Consider the following 19,967-nt stretch of genomic DNA (forward strand, 5'->3'; position numbering starts at 1 on the left):
GATAAGTATGTAAGCGTTTGTATTAAAAAGGGGAGCGATGTATGATGAAGAAAGCATTAGTAGTAATAGATGTGCAAGAAGGTATGTATACAGCGGGAGGACCAGTATATAATGGTCAAAAATTGTTAGAAACGTTACAAGAGTTAATTCAAAAATGTCGTTCGAATGACATTCCTGTTATATATGTACAGCATAATGGACCAAAGGGGCATCCTTTAGAAAAAGGAGAACCGGGATGGCATATTCATTCTGCAATTGCTCCAAAAGAAAATGATGTAATTGTTGAAAAAGAAACACCAGATTCATTTTATAAAACGAACCTAGGTGAAGTTTTGCGAAATGAAGGAATTGAACATCTACTTATTTCGGGAATGCAAACAGAATACTGTGTGGATACAACAACACGTAGCGCCTTTAGTGAAGGTTATAAAGTAACCTTAGTTCGTGATGCGCATAGTACGTTCGACTCGGAGCAATTACGTGCAGAAGATATTGTTAAGCACCATAATGCAGTATTAGGTTGGTTTGCTGATATTGTAGATTTAAAAAGTATAGAGATAGAAAGGTAGTTTGGGAGGGATTACTATGTCAATTAGCGCTGTAAAAGGAAAATCATTAAAAGCATGGAAAAGTGAATATCCAATTTTAGAAGATGTAATTGCAACAAATGAAGTGTTTTGGGAGAATCCAAACTACGTTTCATATGAAAAAGCGGAGCGGAATTTTGTTTTAACGAAAGAAGATGTAAAAGATGCGGAAGAACGTTTGCTGCGATTTGCGCCGTACATAGCAAAAGTCTTCCCAGAAACAAAAGAGATGAGTGGTATCATTGAATCACCACTTGTAGAAACCACACTCATGAAAAAACATTTGGAGAATACATTTGAACAAGAAATGCCCGGGACATTTTTATTAAAATGTGATAATGAGTTGCCGATTTCAGGATCTATTAAAGCACGTGGTGGTATTTATGAAGTATTGCAGCATGCAGAAAAGCTAGCGATGGAGCATGATTTGCTTGGTGAAAAAGATGATTATGCAAAGTTAGATAGTGATACATTCCGTGAGTTTTTTTCTCAATATTCAATCGCAGTAGGTTCGACAGGTAACTTAGGGTTAAGTATTGGTATTATGAGTGCGAAATTAGGATTTCAAGTGACTGTACATATGTCAGCAGATGCGAAAGAATGGAAAAAAGAGCTGTTACGTAGTAAAGGAGTAACGGTTGTTGAGTATGCATCTGACTACAGTAAGGCAGTAGAAGAGGGGAGAAAGCAAGCTGAGCAAGATACGAGCTGTTATTTTATTGATGATGAAAATTCAAAGCATTTATTTTGGGGTTATGCAGTTGCTGCCTCACGCGTTAAAAAACAGCTTGAGGATATGAATATTCAAGTAGATGCGGAGCGCCCATTGTTTGTGTATTTGCCATGTGGTGTTGGCGGAGGTCCTGGTGGCGTAGCATTTGGTTTGAAATTATTATTTGGTGATCATGTGCATTGTTTCTTTGCAGAACCGACACATTCACCGTGTATGCTACTTGGTTTAGTTACAGGGCTTCACGATGAAGTATCAGTTCAGGATTTTGGTATTGATAATGTTACTGAGGCAGATGGACTTGCGGTTGGGAGAGCATCTGGATTTGTTGGCAAAACGATTGAACCACTGTTAAGTGGTTGTTATACAGTACAGGATGAGAAGCTGTATACATTATTGAAAGCTTTTGTTGACACAGAAAATAAAGCTTTAGAGCCTTCTGCATTAGCCGGTGTATATGGACCAGTACAACTATATAAACAGAAACAATATATACAAAGAAATAATTTGTCAGAGAAGATGAAACATGCCGTGCATATGATGTGGGCAACCGGCGGTGGTATGGTACCGAAACAAGTAATGGAGCAATATTATCAAAAAGGAAAGTAATGTAAAAGAAGGACGTCATTAGCGTTATAATGATGTCCTTCTTTTCTTATTTCTTCTTATCTTTATCTAATATGTTTTGTTCTTCAGCAAATTCAGTTCCATATGCGAGGCGACGATTTATACGGATTTTTTCGTTATTACGTCGCTCATACGAAGGGGAAAAGCGATGCACAAATACTTCAGATAATGTAAAGACAATAGCAGAAAGAATACTGCCCCAAGCAATTTGCATATAATTGTCCAATAAAATATTACCGAAAATCCACACGCTTAAATATGTTAACAAAAAGTCAGCCATAATAGCAGCGGAATTGCCAATGCGGTTCAAAAGGATTTTATCAACAAACATATAAGAAACGATTGTTACAAACAGGCTAAAGGAAATAACATCAACAATTGTTGCATCGAAAAATAAATCAAGCCCGATAGCAAAAGCAATGATACACGATATGAATTTAATAAGCACTACAGTAATGTCGCTCAACGTGTACACCTCCCGTTTCTACATAGTTTTACTATAAAGTGAGAAGTTCATACATCGCATAGCTCTTTGATGATGAAAAAATAAATTTTTTCATGTTTAATAATTTGTTGAAAAATTAAAAAAATACTTAAAAAATGTTATAGTAAAATGTGAGTGTATGACATTTTTAGGTAAGGGGGGATCCAAATGTGGATTACTTCAGAAGTAGAAATTCCAGATGAACTATTTGATAATCTTGAGCAAGGGAAACTTGTATTATTTGTCGGAGCAGGAGTTTCTATGAAAGGAAAATCAAACTTACCAAATTTCGATGATTTAGTTGATGAAATTGCGGAAACGTTATATGTCGAAAAGCGTGAAATCACAGAACCACATGACTATTATCTTGGAAAAATTGCGAAAACAAAAGATGTACATCAAGTTGCACGAGACCTTGTTGATGTGAAAAATTCAAAGCCGAATCCATTACACTATGCAATTCCTCGGCTTTTTTCGGTGGATACAGCTGTTCGTATTGTTACAACGAACTTTGATCAACACTTTACGACTGTAATTGGAGAAATGAATCGAGATATCAACATCTATTATGCACCTGCCTTGCCAACTGGAAGAGCGTTTAAAGGATTAGCATATATACATGGAAATGTAGAGCAAGAAAAAGAAAATTTAATATTAACGGATGGAGATTTTGGAAGGGCTTACTTAACTGAAGGGTGGGCGAGAAGATTTTTAGTTGATTTATTTTCAAATTATACAGTATTGTTCATTGGGTATAGCCATAATGACCCTGTAATGAAATATTTAGCGACAGGTTTACCACCGAGTACAAGGCGATATGCTTTTGTAGCGCAAGGTGATAATACATATCATTGGGAACACTTAGGAGTAAGGCCGATTGTGTATCCAAATAAGTCAAACAATCATCAAGCGCTTGTCAAAGCAGTAAAGCGCTGGGCTGAATTGATGGGAGATAATTATATTACAAAAAGAATGAGGATTCGTGATATTGTGACAGTCCCTCCATCAGTTGAACAAGAGCAATTATCATATGTAAAGCAATCAATTAAAAAAATTGAAACACTCCGGTATTTTGTAGAATTTGCTAGAGATTATGAATGGGTAGAGTGGCTTGAGGCAGAAGGAAAACTACAAAATTTATTTATGATTACGTCTGTTTATGATGAAGTGGAAGAATTGCTTGCGGAGTGGCTTGTAAAACAATTTCTTTTTAGTCATCAAAAAGAATTATTTCAACTTATTTTCAAAAATCATTCTAAAATATCTCCATTGTTATGGGGAACCATTTGTGCATATTTAAACGAGATGAAAGAGCCAATGGAGCCTTTATTATTTGCAAAATGGACATTGCTTTTATTAGAAACTGCAGAGAAGAATAGCGGTTCTATTGAACAGGTTTCATACTTGTTACATAAGTGTTCGTTTCCAGAACATAAAGAAATCATTGTGTTATTGTTAACATTTATTTTGGATGGGAAAATTAAATTAAAACGTGTGAGAAGATGGGAAAATGATATGCAGGATTCAATTGAATTAGAGGAATCGAGTCGTTTACCTGTCCCAGTATTTTCACATGTACAACGAATTTGGGATGAAAAAATGAAACCGCATATCTCGTATTTTGCAAGCCCAATTATGATTATGGGATTGGAAAAAATCCAAATGTTATCGTTAAGACAAACTGCTTTAAAGAAGAGAGATGCAGCTATGTATCATTCCGTTGAATTCTCTGAGCATGATTTACAGCCGAAGGATTTTACATTTTTAATCCGTATTGTGAAAGAGTGCCTTACATATTTATGTAAAAATAGCGAAGCGAAGGCAGGATACTATATTGCTCAAATGGTAGAAACAGATAGTATCTTGCAAAAACGAATCGCGATTGAAGCGATGAGTAACAATACATTTGTAACTGATGACGAAAAAGTAAATTGGCTATTCAAACAAAAGCTGCTTTTAGACTTTACGTATAAAGATGAAGTATTTCAATTTTTAAAGAATCATTATTCATTTACTTTAGAAGAAACAAAGCAAGAAGTGATTCGAAGAGTGGTGAACCATCTTGTAAAAGAAAGAGCTTTTGATGTTTGTCTCTTAATAGATTTGCTTTATGCATGTGATCCAAAGAGTGATTGTACAGTTGCAGCATATAATATGATGAAGCAAAAACATCCGCACTTTTCTTCAAATCGGTACAGTGAAGAAAAGAAAGATACAGTGGTGCAAAGCATTACTTGTAACGTAACAGCAGATGGATTATTACAATTGAAAGACCATGAAATAATAAAGCAAGTGATGCTATTTTCTCATGATGGTATTTTTGAGCAGAGACACTTTTTAGAAATGTTATCAAAAGCGTGTAAGTTGAATATAGATTGGAGTATTTCACTTGCGTATCAATTAACAGGAGAAAATGAGGTAAGTGATGATGTATGGTTCGTCTGTATTAGGGAATGGAGGAACAGTCGAAAACTTACAAATCAACAGATACAAAAAATTATTCCGCTATTGCAACAATTTGTTCGGAATTCAGCTTATCATTGGCTTATTAGCAGTTTTTTATATGAAATTAGCAATCGGTTAGAAGAATTTCAAGAGAATAGTATACGTGCTGTGAAACGCTTTGCTTTTTCTTTATTTCCTCAGGTAATGAAGGGGGATGCGGATTTCAAGAAAGGTGAACACGACTTCTATAATGAATCTATTCAGCATCCCGTAGGGAAAATGACATCGGTATTATTAAAGCTTTTAGCATATGATCATTTATATGATCGGAACATCCATGAATATTTATTTTTATTTGAAGAGCAAATACGAGCATGCTCTCAGCGTACAAGTTTTATGTTCGCCCGATTAACGGCGGATGTAACATTCTTGTATCATATTGAGAAACAATGGTGCAGAAAATACCTTTTACCATACCTGGATTTAAAAAGGGAAGGAGAAGCAATAAAATATGCATGGGCAGGACTTTGCTACACGCAAATCAACTTGCCGTTATTTTCAGAGATGAAGAGATATATTAAATATGCAGTGGAGCATTTAGAATTATTGCACCCATATACAAAAGCAGCGTTTTTAAAATGGCTTAGTTTTGTATTTATTAGATGCATATTATACTGGGAGCAGAGAGCTGACTGGTTATACCCACTTTTTATACAAGAGAAAGAAAAAGAGAATGAAAAAATTAAATTTATGATGCATTTATGTTACTATGTGAAAACGCTCAGCGTAAGAGAACAGCAAAAATTTTGGGAATCTTGGTTATCTGGATTTCTAATAGAACGTCCAAAAATGAGTCCGATAACAGGCAGGGAATATGTGATGTTTTTACGCTTAGTTCTGTGTATGGATGAAGTTACAGAAAAGGGAGTACAAACAATTCTTAGCCGTTTTCCACAGCCGATAGAACACGATGAACAAGAAGAAATAAAACAATTATTTATGCTGATTTTGGAAAAGAAAGAAAGCGTGAGGTATCATGCGGAAACGTATGCCAAAATGTTTTTTGTATTGCTACAAACTCTTCAAGAAGTGTATTCTTTTGAACATGAAATCAGCCAGATAAAACAAGTATTAATAGAGTGCCAGGTAGATCATTATTTGTTAGTAGCCATTCAAAATGAAATGATTCGTATTGGAATTGTAATTGTAAATTGATAAGAAAGATTGTAGGGAAAGCGTGTATTTTTTTAAAATAAATAAAAAGTTGTTGACAGTATTTGAAAAAGCATTCTATAATACGAATCATACTTATTTAATTTCACAAACATTTGAATAAACAAAAAGCAATGAAGGGATCACAGTAGTGAGGATCTTACTGTAACAGAGAGCTGATGGTTGGTGCGAATCAGTACAGGGATAACCATGAATTACAGTCCTGGAGCATCTTTTTCGGATTAAAGATTTATAAATTCTTTATGAGGAAAAAGCGGTCTAATAGATCGTTAACAGTGAAGAGAGGTAGACGAAATAAGTCTGCAATTAGGGTGGTACCGCGATAAATATCGTCCCTACTGATTGGATCAGTAGGGACTTTTTGTATTTTTGTGGTCCAACTTGAAAATGAAATATTGAATGCGGTGAAAGGAAAAGAAGTAGTAGTTGTTTCCCTGTAACAGAGAGCTGGTGGTTGGTGTGAACCAGTACAAAAACAAGTGCGAATTACAGTCCTGGAGCATCTTTCTCGTAGTAAAGAATTGTTTTCTTTATGAAGGGAAAGACGGTCAAATGATCGTTAACAGTGAAGAGAGGTAGACGAAACAAGTCTGCAACTAGGGTGGTACCGCGATAAATATCGTCCCTACTGATTGGATCAGTAGGGATTTTTTGTACACATAAAAGGCGGTATCGATCTCATAATAAGTTTGTATAACTTTCAGGTTCAGAAAATAGAGAATTTTTATTCTCTTACCATATTTTTTAAACATTAAAGGAGGATTTTAACATGGCAAATCATGAATTAGAACAATTACGTAAACAGGTGGATAAAATCAATTTGCAGTTACTTGAGCTATTAAATGAACGAGGTAAAGTTGTTCAGAAGATTGGGGAACAAAAGCAAGTGCAAGGTACGAAACGTTTTGATCCAGTACGTGAGCGCGAAGTACTTGATATGATCGCAGAACATAATGAAGGACCATTCGAAACTTCGACAGTTCAGCACATTTTCAAAACTATTTTTAAAGCAAGCTTAGAATTACAGGAAGACGATAATCGAAAAGCATTACTTGTTTCACGTAAAAAGAAAAAAGAAAATACAGTTGTTGATGTTAAAGGTGAACTGTTAGGAAATGGAACGCAAACATTCATTATGGGGCCTTGTGCTGTAGAAAGTTTAGAACAAGTTCGCGAAGTTGCAAAAGCGATGAAACAACAAGGATTAAAATTAATGCGTGGCGGTGCTTTCAAACCGAGAACATCACCATACGATTTCCAAGGACTTGGGATTGAAGGATTACAAATTTTACGCCAAGTAGCTGATGAGTTTGATTTAGCGATTATTAGTGAAATTTTAAATCCAAATGATGTAGAAATGGCTCTTGATTACGTTGATGTAATCCAAGTTGGTGCACGAAACATGCAAAACTTCGATTTATTAAGAGCGGTAGGAAAAGTAAATAAACCTGTATTATTAAAACGTGGTTTAGCAGCGACGATTGATGAATTCATTAATGCAGCGGAATACATTATCGCACAAGGAAATGATCAAATTATACTATGTGAGCGTGGTATTCGCACATACGAAAGAGCGACACGTAATACGTTAGATATCTCTGCAGTGCCGATTTTAAAGAAAGAAACACATTTACCAGTTGTTGTGGACGTAACACACTCAACAGGACGCAGAGATTTATTATTACCTACGGCAAAAGCAGCGCTAGCAATTGGAGCAGATGCAGTTATGGCAGAGGTACATCCAGACCCAGCAGTTGCATTATCTGATTCTGCACAGCAAATGGATATTCCGGAGTTCCATAGATTCATGGAAGAGTTAAAAGGCTTCAAAAATAAATTATCTTAATTTCATATTGAATATGCATAGAAAGGGAAACAGTAGTGCTTATCTCCCTGTTTGAAGAGAGCTGATGGCTGGTGAGAATCAGTACAAAGATAAGCATGAATTACAGCCCTAGAGCATCTTTTTCGTAGTAGAGATAAAGATCTTTATGAAGGGAAAGACGGTCATATAGATCGTTAACAATGATAAGAGGTAGACAAAAATAGTCTACAATTAGGGTGGTACCGCGATAATAATCGTCCCTACTGAGCGCTCAGTAGGGACTTTTTTGTACAAAAAAATAATAAAGGGGTAAGAGAAATGAGATATATTACAGCCGGAGAATCACATGGTCCGCAATTAACAGTTATTTTAGAAGGTGTACCTGCTGGATTATCGTTACAGGCAGAAGATATTAATACTGAATTATTAAGAAGACAAAAAGGACATGGCCGCGGGAGACGTATGCAAATTGAAACAGATACAGTAGAGATTGTAAGTGGTGTACGCCATGGAATGACACTTGGTTCACCAATTACATTAATCGTAAAAAATGATGACTTTAAACATTGGACGAAGGTAATGGGAGCTGAACCTATTTCAGAACAAGAAAGTAAAGAAATGAAACGTACGATTACAAAGCCACGTCCAGGACATGCAGACTTAAATGGTGCAATTAAATATGGTCACCGTGATATACGAAATGTTTTAGAACGTTCTTCTGCAAGAGAGACGACAGTGAGGGTAGCTGCTGGTGCGGTGGCGAAACAAATTTTAAAAGAATTAGGTGTTCAAATTGCTGGGCATGTCCTTGAAATTGGAGGGATAAAAGCAAACAGTATAGAGGGATTACCAATCGGTGAAATCCAAAAAATTACAGAAAATTCACCTGTTCGTTGTCTAGATAAAGAGGTGGAACAACAGATGATGGATGCCATTGATACAGCAAAAAGAACTGGTGATTCAATAGGGGGAATTGTAGAAGTAATTGCGGAAGGAATGCCAATTGGCGTTGGTAGTTATGTACATTATGATCGTAAATTAGATGCAAAGCTTGCAGGAGCGATTATGAGCATTAATGCTTTCAAAGGTGCAGAGATTGGCATTGGATTTGAAGCGGCAAGGCAGCCTGGAAGTACGGTTCATGATGAAATCTTATGGGATGAAGAAAAGGGTTACACAAGAAAAACAAATAACGCAGGTGGATTAGAAGGCGGTATGACAACAGGGATGCCGATTGTTGTAAGAGGTGTAATGAAGCCAATTCCAACATTATATAAACCACTGGCAAGTGTAGATATCGATACGAAAGAAGCATTCCAAGCAAGCATTGAACGATCTGATAGTTGCGCAGTTCCAGCTGCAAGTGTTGTTGCAGAATCTGTTGTTGCGTGGGAACTTGCAACTGCATTAGTTGAACAATTTGGGAAAGATCGTATGGAATTACTCAAACAAAATATTATGCAACATAACGAATATGCCAAAGCATTTTAAAAAAGGATGGATTAAAAATGAAGGTAAAAGAGCAGTTATCATCATTACAACCATATAAACCAGGTAAATCCCCGCAGCAAATGAAAGAAGTATATGGAGAGCATTCATTTGTAAAATTAGCATCAAATGAAAATCCATTTGGTTGTTCACCGCGCGTTATAGAAGAATTGCAAAAAGGATGGCATGAACATGCTTTATACCCTGATGGAGGAGCTATAGAACTTCGCCAAACAATTGCAGAAACACTACAAGTTCAAAAGGATCAAATTATGTGTGGAAGTGGATTGGACGAGGTCATTCAAATCATAAGCCGTACAGTGCTCAAAGTGGGCGATACGATTGTAACAGCGGGAGAAACTTTCCCGCAATATCGTCATCATGCAGTGATTGAAGGGTGCGAAGTAAAAGAAGTCCCATTAAAAGCTGGTGCATATGACTTAGATGAAATTGCTTTAGCTATAGATGAAAAGACAAAAATTATTTGGATTTGTAATCCGAATAATCCGACAGGCACATATATTGATAACCGAAAATTAAATGAATTTATAAACCAAGTACATGACAGTGCGCTAATTATAATAGATGAAGCGTACTATGAATATGTCACAGCGAATGACTTTCCAGAAACGGTACCAATGTTGAAAAAGCATAAGAACCTTCTTGTATTGCGAACATTTTCTAAAGCGTATGGTTTAGCATCATTTCGCGTAGGCTATGCAATTGGGCATAAAGACATGATCGAGAAATTGAACATCGTTCGCCTTCCATTTAATGTTTCTTCACTTGCACAAAAAGCAGCAACGGTTGCCTGCAATGATCAAGAGTTCATTAAGGAAATTGCTCGTGTTAATCGAGAAGGAATAGAGCAATATGAAAGGTTTTGTGCAGAGGATGGGATTCCTTTTTATCCATCTCAAACAAACTTTATCTTTTTACCAGTAGACGATGCACAGGAAATCTATGAACGATGTGCGCATGCAGGCTTTATTATTCGCCCATTTCCAAACGGTGTCCGTATTACGATTGGGACGATTGAACAGAATGAAGGAGTGATTTCAGTGTTAAAACAGCACTTTATAAATAAAAAAAATACGTCTCGAGATGAGGCGAATGTGTAAAAAGGTCGTACTAATTGGTACAGGATTAATCGGTGGTTCTCTGGCATTAGCGATTAAAAAAGAATATAAAACAGCAATCATTATAGGCTATGATATTCATAGTGAGCAAGTGGAGCGTGCGAAGGAACTGCATGTAGTTGATGAAATTGCAGAAGATTTACAGACTGCCTGTGAAGAGGCGAATTTAATTATTTTTGCCTCTCCCGTTGAGGAGACAACGAAGTTATTACGTAAGCTCGCAACATACGATTTACGTGAAGAGGTAATTGTTACAGATGTAGGAAGTACAAAAGGAAAAATCATGAATGAAGCGGAAGCTTTATTACCAAAGGGAATTTCTTTTATTGGGGGACATCCGATGGCGGGGTCTCATAAAACAGGTGTTGAAAGTGCAAAGGCACACTTGTTTGAAAATGCATTTTACATTTTAACACCAATGAGTCATGTGCCAAATCATCGAGTAGAAGAGCTAAAAGAATGGTTAAAAGGAACAGGGTCTCATTTTCTCGTATTGAATACGGAAGAACATGATTATGTAACAGGAATTGTAAGTCACTTCCCGCATTTAATTGCTGCGGGATTAGTGAAGCAAGTTGAAAAGCATGCAGGAGACAACCCACTTATTCATCAACTTGCCGCAGGTGGTTTCAAAGATATTACACGCATTGCATCAAGCAGTCCGAAAATGTGGAGTGATATTGTAAAACAAAATCGGGATCATTTATTACAATTATTAGAAGAGTGGATATTAGAAATGGAAGAGTTACACAAAACAGTTGCTGAAGGCAATGCAGATGAGTTACAGAACTATTTTGCCAATGCAAAAGAATACCGTGACTCTTTACCGGTTCGCAAAAGTGGCGCAATTCCAGCTTATCATGACTTGTATGTTGACGTTTTAGATAAAGTGGGGGCATTGGCTCATATTACGAATATTTTAGCACACGAAGCAATTAGCATTACAAACTTACAAATTTTAGAGGCGAGGGAAGGTTTGCTTGGTGTACTTCGCATTAGCTTTCAAAGAGAAGAAGATCGCTTAAAAGCAGCCATAGCACTACAGAAAGAAGAATACCAAACATATGAAACGATGTAATAAGGAGGCGATGAAATTATGAAAGAACAAACAATACAAAATGTAAAAAGTGGATTGCAAGGAACAATTACAATTCCAGGTGATAAATCAATTTCACACCGTGCGGTTATGTTTGGAGCAATTGCAAAGGGGAAAACAACAATTAAAGGTTTTTTACCTGGTGCAGACTGTTTAAGTACAATTGCTTGTTTTAAAGAAATGGGAGTAGAGATTACACAAAATGGTGACGAAGTAGTTGTAATCGGAAAAGGATTAGAAGGATTACAAGAACCTAAAAGTGTTTTAGATGTTGGCAATTCGGGTACAACGATTCGGTTAATATCAGGGATACTTGTGAACACGCCTTTCCATTCCTGTATCCAAGGGGATTCATCGATTGGAAAAAGACCGATGAAACGTGTAACGAATCCGCTTAGGCTTATGGGAGCGAAGATTGATGGTAGAGAAGACGGAACATTTACCCCACTTACAATACGAGGTGGGAATTTAAAAGCAATCGATTATATTTCACCTGTAGCAAGTGCACAAGTGAAATCAGCAGTTTTACTTGCAGGACTTCGCGCAGAAGGTGTAACAGCTGTTACAGAACCTCATATTTCACGAGACCACACGGAAAGAATGCTTGAGGCATTTGGCGTTACAGTAACTCGTGAGGAGAAAACTGTAAAGATTGCTGGTGGACAACAATTGATCGGGACGGATATTCAGATTCCTGGTGATATATCTTCAGCGGCATTTTTCTTAGCTGCAGGAGCGGTTATTCCAAATAGTAAAATTGTATTACAAAACGTTGGGATGAATCCGACACGTACAGGAGTTATAGATGCTCTTATAAAAATGGGTGCTAAGTTAGAAATACATCCGATTAATAAGGATGCATCCGAACCGGCTGCGAATATGACGATTGAAACGTCATCACTTCAAGGGATTGAAATTGGTGGGGATATTATCCCAAGGCTTATCGATGAAATACCGATTATTGCACTTGCAGCAACACAAGCAGAAGGAATTACAGTTATCAAAGATGCACATGAATTAAAAGTAAAAGAAACAAACCGAATAGATACAGTTGTAGCTGAATTAACAAAACTAGGTGCACGTATTGAAGCAACGGATGATGGAATGATTATTTACGGTAAGTCTGCGTTAAAGGGGAATAAAGTGAATAGTCATGGTGATCATAGGATTGGGATGATGCTTGCGATTGCTGGAAGCTTAGCTGATGGTGAAACGATTATCGCGGATGCTGAAGCTGTTGGCGTATCGTATCCGACATTCTTTAACGAACTCAGTAAATTGCAAATAGAATTAGACAAGGCATAAAACAAAAACGTCTATAACAACTGTTTTTTAATTGTTATAGACGTTTTTGTTTAAGTTACTGGGGAAGGGAATCTAGCGCCTTCAAAATGTGTAAGGCTATTAAGTAAATTAATCGTACCGGCTACGTTAGAGATAAAAAATACCTCAACAATATCTTCACACTTTAATTGATTAATAGTGGAAACTGATACGATATTTTTAATCTGTAAATTTGCTCCAAAGAAATCGTTATCAGCAGCTATTTCGTGACCGTTTACTAGGATACTTATTCTTCCTCTGTAGTCTTTATTAAAGTTACTAGGCGCGAAAAGTACACTTGCATTTAAAGAATATACACCTTTTGTTTCTGGTATGAACATGGATGCAGCTGAGTTGAATTCATTCGCTAAATCAAATTGTATATTAGGGTATAAAACTTTCACTGTAGTATTCGCGGGTATTTGTTGAAGTGTAGACATGTTGATGGCTCTGAATGCAGATGGTCTTGTGAAATTAGAATTCTCTTCTGTGTGACGCCTATTTCTTCTTAAGGAAAGTGGATCTCGATTTGCATTTAATCTATTTATTTTATCAAAGTAAGAATTCATAATGATTTACTCTTCCCTTCTTTATTTTTGAATATATAAATTGAGATGAAAGTAATTGACTTGGACAAATTATGTATCTGAGGATTAACAGTTTATTGATAAATAACTTGTAAGAAAATAAGAAGGTTGGGATTTTTAGCAGAGATGTCAAGGTAAGGGCTTTATTTCATATGATATACAGAGGACATGAGAAGAGTGATTCTTGAATTTATGATAAATCGGCAATTAGAAAATATATTAGAAAGGAAGATGTATAAATCATCTTCTTTTTTTATCCCGCTATTTGCGGGCAGTAAGACCTCCACCTCAAAATTCGGAAAAATGGGGGATCAACTACCCCTAAAAGCCCGATTGGTGAAGGCTAATAATCAGTGGGGGATAAAGCCCCCCCCACTGATTAAAGTTTCACTTTATGTTAGATAGGATTTTAAACGGAATACTGCGAATTAAATAAGTGGAATAGGAGGATGAAATAATGAAAGTAATTGAATTAGTAGAAAACCGTTACAGTGAGGTAATAGAACTATCAGAATACGCTTTTCAATATAAAACACCGGAAAATCAACTTGAAAATCGCTTTAAGCTAATGAAAGAACATCATCGGCTATATGGAATACTTGAGAAAAATAAGCTCGCGGCGAAATTACACCTTATTCCACTTACAATTAATATGGGTGATGAAGTTTATAAAATGGGTGGAATTGCAGGTGTAGCGACATATCCAGAGTATAGAAGAAGTGGGTATGTAAAAGAACTATTAAAATATGCATTAGAGACAATGAAGGATAGTGGATATAGTGTATCCATGTTGCATCCATTCGCTGTTTCTTTTTATAGAAAATATGGATGGGAACTTTTTGCAAATCGTCTTATATGCACTCTGACAAAATCAGATTTAGTTATGCAAAAGTCAGTTAAGGGAACAGTAACACGTTATCATAAAGATTCCCATTCCGAAGAAATTAGTGAATTATATGAAAGGTTCGCTAAAGGTTTCGCTGGTATGCTAGTACGAAGTAAAGAATGGTGGAAGCAATCGGTTTATCACGATCTTACTGCTGCGGTTTATTATAATGAAGAAAACGAAGCGATGGGTTACATTCTTTACGAAATAAAAGATTCAAAAATGACAGTTGAAGAATTTATCCCATTAAACAATGAAGCTAGAAACGGACTTTGGAATTTTATTTGTCAGCATGATTCGATGATAAAAGAGCTTAAGATGGTACTACATGAAAGAGAACCGTTATTGTATACACTGCAAGAACCACGAATAAAGGCAGAGATTATGCCATATTTTATGGTTCGAATTGTTGATGTAGAGAGCTTTATTGAACAATATTCATTTGAATGGAATAACCAGGGGAATGATGTAACCTTACATATTTCTGATTCATTTGCACCATGGAATAATAAGACGGTTGTATTAAAGAATAAAGAAGCTGTATTTGTTAATGATGCAGAAGGAAAAGAGCTACAAAATATAGGGATTCAATTGGATATAAATGCATTATCGGCAATGTTATTTGGATATAAGCGTCCATTAGAACTATACGAAATTGGTCATATTTCAGGAACAGAGGAAGAAGTAAATGCGCTTGAACATTTGATTCCATTACATAGACCGTTTATTTATGATTTCTTTTAAGTGCTTTTTATTTTGCTGAAACATAGGGTGATTATTTTGGAGGAGAATAAAAATTTTGATTGCTGCAATAGAAAGATGATTAGATATACCTTTAGCTGGCTAAATATGTTATAGTAAGTGAAGTATGTATATAAAAGTATCGAAATTGGAGGAAACACATGATTACAGTTAGTAACGTAGGATTGCGCTTTGCAGACAGAAAATTATTTGATGATGTTAACATAAAATTCACACCAGGTAACTGCTATGGCTTAATTGGAGCAAATGGTGCTGGTAAGTCAACATTTCTAAAGATTTTATCTGGAGAAATTGATCCATCAACAGGTGATGTACATATCACGCCAGGTGAGCGTTTAGCAGTATTAAAACAGAACCACTTCGAATATGAAGAATTCCCAGTGTTAGAAACAGTTATTATGGGACATACGCGTCTTTACAAAGTAATGCAAGAAAAGAATGCGATTTACATGAAAGAAGATTTCAGTGATGAAGACGGTATGCGTGCTGCAGAACTTGAAGGTGAGTTTGCGGAGCTAAACGGTTGGGAAGCTGAGTCAGAAGCAGCAATTCTTTTAAAAGGACTGGGCATTGGAGAAGACATTCATGATAAAAAGATGTCTGAGTTAACAGGGGCAGAGAAAGTAAAAGTGTTACTTGCTCAAGCTTTATTTGGTCAACCTGATATTCTATTACTGGATGAGCCTACCAACCACTTGGACTTAAAAGCGATTCAATGGTTAGAAAACTTCTTAATGAACTTTGAAAATACTGTTATCGTTGTATCCCATGACCGTCATTTCTTAAACAAAGTATGTACGCACATGGCGGATCTTGATTTCGGTAAAATTCAATTATATGTTGGTAACTATGACTTCTGGTATGAATCAAGCCAATTAGCATTAAAACTAACACAAGATGCAAATAAGAAAAAAGAAGAGAAAGTAAAGGAGTTACAAAACTTTATTGCACGCTTTAGCTCGAACGCATCGAAAGCGAAGCAAGCGACTTCTCGTAAAAAATTATTAGATAAAATTACATTAGATGATATTAGACCATCTTCTCGTCGTTATCCGTTCGTTGGTTTTACACCAGAACGTGAAGTAGGTAATGATTTACTAACAGTAGAAGGTCTTTCAAAAACGATTGATGGCGAAAAAGTATTAGATAATGTGTACTTCACTTTAAATAAAGGTGATAAAGTTGCATTTATCGGACGTAATGATATTGCCATGACAACACTATTTAAAATTCTTATGGGTGAAATGGAGCCAGATAGCGGTTCATTTAAATGGGGCGTTACAACATCTCAAGCACACTTCCCAAGAGATAACTCTGAGTTCTTTGAGAACAGTGACTACAACTTAGTGGATTGGTTACGTCAATTTTCACCACAAGATGAATCAGAAAGTTTCTTACGTGGCTTCTTAGGTCGCATGCTCTTCTCTGGTGAAGAAGTAAAGAAAAATGTTTCTGTATTATCTGGAGGCGAAAAAGTTCGTTGTATGCTTTCTAAAATGATGTTAAGCGGTGCGAACGTATTAACACTTGATGATCCAACAAACCATTTAGACCTTGAATCTATTACTGCACTAAACAACGGTTTAATTGCATTCAAAGGAACGTTATTATTCACATCTCATGACCATCAGTTCGTACAAACGATTGCAAACCGTATTATCGAAGTTACGCCAAACGGTATAATTGATAAAGAAGCAACATACGATGAGTTCTTAGAAAATGAAGAACTTCAAAAGCAAGTAAATGCAATGTATAAAGGAAATTAATCTGTAATAAGAAAGCCCTTTCTCTATAATAGAGCGAGGGCTTTTTGTCATATATGAAGAAGGGGTATTATTTTGTTACTATTCATGAATCTATGAAGGAAAGAAGCAGTAAGAAGAAACATCCTTAACATGAATAAATTAGCAGCAACAAACCCAATTGGTAGTTTTGGAAATAAGAATGTTTGCGAAGTGAAGAGTAAAGGTTTATAGTATGTTTGTCACATTAATTGGACGTTTTAGAGAGGTAGAATGTTACAAATGTATGTAATTATATAGAAAAAGAAGTAACAATGTTTAATAAGAAATAGTTGAATAAATAAAGACTTAAACTTATAATTACTAATATTCTTCATGAGGTTAAAGAAAAGGTTGTTAGGGGAAGAAATACTGAAAACAGAGATAGACTTATAAAACATAAGCCTTGGATGATTAAAAGAGGTGGAGAGATGAAACAATTATTATTAAAGAGCAAGCGTGTACTTAGTAACCATTTTGGATTTTTTGTTTTTGCTGTTGTGTTATTTTGGTTAAAAACATATGCAGCGTATGTGACAGAATTTAATCTAGGAATATCAAACACAATCCAAAAATTCCTACTATTTTTGAACCCGTTAAGTTCAGCAGTACTATTTTTAGGGCTTGCATTATTTGCAAAAGGGAAACGATCTTATATTTGGCTAATTATTATTAATTTGTTAATGACAGTTCTATTATACGCAAACGTGGTATATTACCGCTTTTTTAGTGATTTTATTACGTTCCCGACATTAACACAAACAAATAACTTTGGAGATTTAGGTGGAAGTATTTTTGCATTGTTACAGCCGTATGACCCATTGTATTTCTTAGATACGATTATTTTACTTGCGCTAGTAATAACAAAGATTGCTAATCCAAAACCAATTCGTGTTGCAAAATATAAATTGTCACTTGTATTTATCTCAGCAATTTTAATTTTCAGCGTCAATTTAGGTTTGGCAGAATCTGATCGTCCTGAATTGCTAACAAGAACATTTGACCGAAATTACATTGTGAAATATTTAGGTGCATATAACTATACAATCTATGATGGCATTCAAAGCATGAAAGCGTCGACGGAACGAGCTTTAGCTGATGGAGATAGTATGACAGGTGTACGAAACTACATCGCATCAAACTATGCAAGCCCTAACCCCGAGTATTTTGGTAAGGGGAAAGGTATGAACGTTATTTATATTCATTTAGAATCGTTTCAAAACTTTTTAATTAATTACAAGTTGAATGGACAAGAAGTTACACCATTTTTAAATTCATTTACGAATGATGAAAATACACTGTATTTTGATAACTTCTTCCATCAAACAGGTCAAGGTAAAACGTCTGATGCGGAGTTTATGTTAGAGAACTCAATGTTCGGATTACCGCAAGGATCTGTATTTACAACGAAATCTCATAATACGTATCAAGCTGCACCAGCTATTCTAGGACAACAGGGATATACTTCCGCAGTATTCCATGGTAACTATAAAACATTCTGGAACCGTGATGATGTTTATAAGTCATTTGGTTTTAATAAATTCTTTGATGCGGCATACTATGATATGAATGAAAAAGATGTTGTAAATTATGGTTTGAAAGATAAGCCATTCTTTAATGAGTCTATTCCGTTGTTACAAACATTAAAGCAACCATTCTATACGAAATTTATTACGTTATCGAATCACTTCCCTTATCCAATCGATAAGCAAGAAGCGACAATTGAACCAGCAAAAACAGGTGATTCATCTGTAGATACGTATTTCCAAACAGCACGTTATTTAGATGAATCAGTAAAAAGCTTTATGGACTACTTGAAACAATCTGGTTTATATGACAATTCAATCATTGTGATGTATGGAGACCATTATGGTATTTCGGATAACCACAACGCAGCAATGTCACAAATTATGGGTAAAGAAATGAATTCATTTGAAAATGCACAACTGCAACGTGTACCTTTAATTATTCGTGTACCAGGAATGGAGGGGGGCGTACAACATCAATATGGTGGAGAAATTGATGTGCTTCCAACACTATTACATTTACTAGGTACGGATACAAAGAATTATATTCAATTTGGTACAGACTTATTGTCGCCAGAACATAAACAGGTTGTTGCATTCCGTAATGGTAACTATGTAAGTCCGGCTGTTACAGCACTTAACGGAAAGTATTATGATACAACTACTGGAAAAATAGTAGAGAAGACGGATGAGATAAAACAAAATGAACAAATGGTAGAGCAGAAACTTAAGTTTTCTGATCAAGTTGTAAATGGTGATTTATTACGATTCTACACACCAGAAGGATTTACACCAGTAGATCGTTCGCAGTATAACTATAATCATCGTGATAAAAATAAGACGAAGGTGAAAACGACTGGGGAAGGATGATTTGAAACACTCTTATGAAGCGATACGCATTCATAAGAGTGTTTTTTTTTGTAGTATTTTAAAAATCATTGAACTATTATTATAAGTAAATATCAAGTAATAAAGGGAGAGTGTGTATGAAGTTTCAAAATGAAAAAGTAGTATTACATTTAGAAATTGTGAAATATCAATTTGAAAATGCAGAAGATAAATATGATAGAAATTGGTTAATGGTAAAATTGAAATTTTCAGAAGAAAAAAGGGTTTTTGAAACAATGGATCCTTGTTTAGAAACTCATGAATTACAATATATGATTAAATGGTTTCAATTACTACCAAAGCCTACATATAATGAATTAGATTTTACTGAGCCGAATTTAGCGTTTGAATTTATGGGAGAAAAAGAAAATGAATTCCATATTGTAGTTCATTTATCTCATGAAAGTAAGCCTTCATGGTGTCAGGAGGACGAGTATTCATTTTCCATTAGTATGACTAAAGAGGAGAGGGAGAACATTATTCATTCTTTAGTGGAGCAACAAACAAAATTCCCAAAGTGCTAAAAAAAGACTTGAATTCCAATAAAGGAACTCAAGTCT

General features: G+C 35.5%; 14 protein-coding genes and 3 other annotated features. Of the genes, 12 read left to right on the top strand and 2 right to left on the bottom strand.

Annotated elements, in window-relative coordinates; translation table 11 throughout:
- The first annotated feature begins 44 nt into the window (after positions 1-44).
- Both AZF08_RS18350 and AZF08_RS18355 read left to right on the top strand, forming a co-directional pair.
- Positions 45-569 carry a cysteine hydrolase family protein gene (locus AZF08_RS18350; protein WP_033676632.1) on the top strand — a complete coding sequence of 175 codons (525 nt, stop codon included), beginning with the start codon at positions 45-47 and terminating at the stop codon, positions 567-569.
- A 16-nt stretch (positions 570-585) separates the two neighbouring features.
- A complete protein-coding gene (locus AZF08_RS18355; protein ID WP_033676534.1) occupies positions 586-1,926 on the top strand; it encodes a D-serine ammonia-lyase in 1,341 nt (446 codons plus the stop codon).
- Positions 1,927-1,972: 46 nt separating this feature from the next.
- Here AZF08_RS18355 and AZF08_RS18360 read toward each other — a convergent pair whose 3' ends face one another.
- The gene (locus AZF08_RS18360) at positions 1,973-2,410 is read right to left on the bottom strand and encodes a YndM family protein (protein WP_033676536.1); all 438 of its coding nucleotides are present in this window, start codon (positions 2,408-2,410) and stop codon (positions 1,973-1,975) included.
- Positions 2,411-2,596: 186 nt separating this feature from the next.
- On the opposite strand from AZF08_RS18360, the gene AZF08_RS18365 reads away from it, so the two are divergent.
- The 6 genes from AZF08_RS18365 (at position 2,597) to aroA (ending at position 12,959) form a co-directional block, all read left to right on the top strand.
- A complete protein-coding gene (locus tag AZF08_RS18365) occupies positions 2,597-6,088 on the top strand; it encodes a DUF4020 domain-containing protein (RefSeq protein WP_033676538.1) in 3,492 nt (1,163 codons plus the stop codon).
- Positions 6,089-6,210: 122 nt separating this feature from the next.
- Positions 6,211-6,446, top strand: a binding site (T-box leader).
- Positions 6,447-6,501: 55 nt separating this feature from the next.
- Positions 6,502-6,736 (top strand) — a binding site (T-box leader).
- 139 nt (positions 6,737-6,875) lie between these two features.
- Positions 6,876-7,952: a bifunctional 3-deoxy-7-phosphoheptulonate synthase/chorismate mutase gene (locus tag AZF08_RS18370; protein ID WP_033676540.1), complete on the top strand. Its 1,077-nt coding sequence runs from the start codon at positions 6,876-6,878 to the stop codon at positions 7,950-7,952.
- A gap of 9 nt (positions 7,953-7,961) precedes the next feature.
- Positions 7,962-8,196: a binding site (T-box leader), on the top strand.
- Between the two features lie 53 nt (positions 8,197-8,249).
- Positions 8,250-9,422 (top strand): chorismate synthase, encoded by a 1,173-nt coding sequence (gene aroC, locus AZF08_RS18375; protein ID WP_033676542.1) that lies wholly within the window; start codon positions 8,250-8,252, stop codon positions 9,420-9,422.
- Between the two features lie 17 nt (positions 9,423-9,439).
- Positions 9,440-10,540 carry a histidinol-phosphate transaminase gene (hisC, locus tag AZF08_RS18380; protein ID WP_033676544.1) on the top strand — a complete coding sequence of 367 codons (1,101 nt, stop codon included), beginning with the start codon at positions 9,440-9,442 and terminating at the stop codon, positions 10,538-10,540.
- Positions 10,533-11,636 (top strand): prephenate dehydrogenase, encoded by a 1,104-nt coding sequence (tyrA, locus tag AZF08_RS18385; protein ID WP_033676547.1) that lies wholly within the window; start codon positions 10,533-10,535, stop codon positions 11,634-11,636. The genes hisC and tyrA overlap by 8 nt, the downstream gene beginning before the upstream one ends.
- 18 nt (positions 11,637-11,654) lie before the next feature.
- Positions 11,655-12,959, top strand: a complete 1,305-nt coding sequence (gene aroA, locus AZF08_RS18390; RefSeq protein ID WP_033676549.1) for a 3-phosphoshikimate 1-carboxyvinyltransferase — start codon at positions 11,655-11,657, stop codon at positions 12,957-12,959.
- 50 nt (positions 12,960-13,009) lie between these two features.
- On the opposite strand, the gene AZF08_RS18395 is transcribed toward aroA, so the two are convergent.
- Positions 13,010-13,417, bottom strand: a complete 408-nt coding sequence (locus AZF08_RS18395) for a hypothetical protein (RefSeq protein WP_235190089.1) — start codon at positions 13,415-13,417, stop codon at positions 13,010-13,012.
- Positions 13,418-14,021: 604 nt separating this feature from the next.
- On the opposite strand from AZF08_RS18395, the gene AZF08_RS18405 reads away from it, so the two are divergent.
- From AZF08_RS18405 to AZF08_RS18420, 4 genes are all read left to right on the top strand, one after another.
- Complete coding sequence (locus AZF08_RS18405) at positions 14,022-15,194, top strand: GNAT family N-acetyltransferase (protein ID WP_033676555.1); 1,173 nt, start codon at positions 14,022-14,024, stop codon at positions 15,192-15,194.
- A 158-nt stretch (positions 15,195-15,352) separates the two neighbouring features.
- The gene (locus AZF08_RS18410) at positions 15,353-16,978 is read left to right on the top strand and encodes an ABC-F family ATP-binding cassette domain-containing protein (protein WP_033676557.1); all 1,626 of its coding nucleotides are present in this window, start codon (positions 15,353-15,355) and stop codon (positions 16,976-16,978) included.
- A gap of 446 nt (positions 16,979-17,424) precedes the next feature.
- On the top strand, positions 17,425-19,389 hold the full coding sequence (locus AZF08_RS18415; RefSeq protein WP_033676559.1) for an LTA synthase family protein: 1,965 nt from the start codon (positions 17,425-17,427) through the stop codon (positions 19,387-19,389).
- 116 nt (positions 19,390-19,505) lie between these two features.
- Positions 19,506-19,931, top strand: coding sequence for a WapI family immunity protein (locus tag AZF08_RS18420; RefSeq protein WP_033676561.1), 426 nt, complete (start codon positions 19,506-19,508; stop codon positions 19,929-19,931).
- Positions 19,932-19,967 lie beyond the last annotated feature (36 nt).

It is taken from the genome of Bacillus gaemokensis, assembly GCF_001590835.1.
In the GTDB taxonomy this organism is placed as follows: Bacteria; Bacillota; Bacilli; order Bacillales; family Bacillaceae_G; genus Bacillus_A; species Bacillus_A gaemokensis.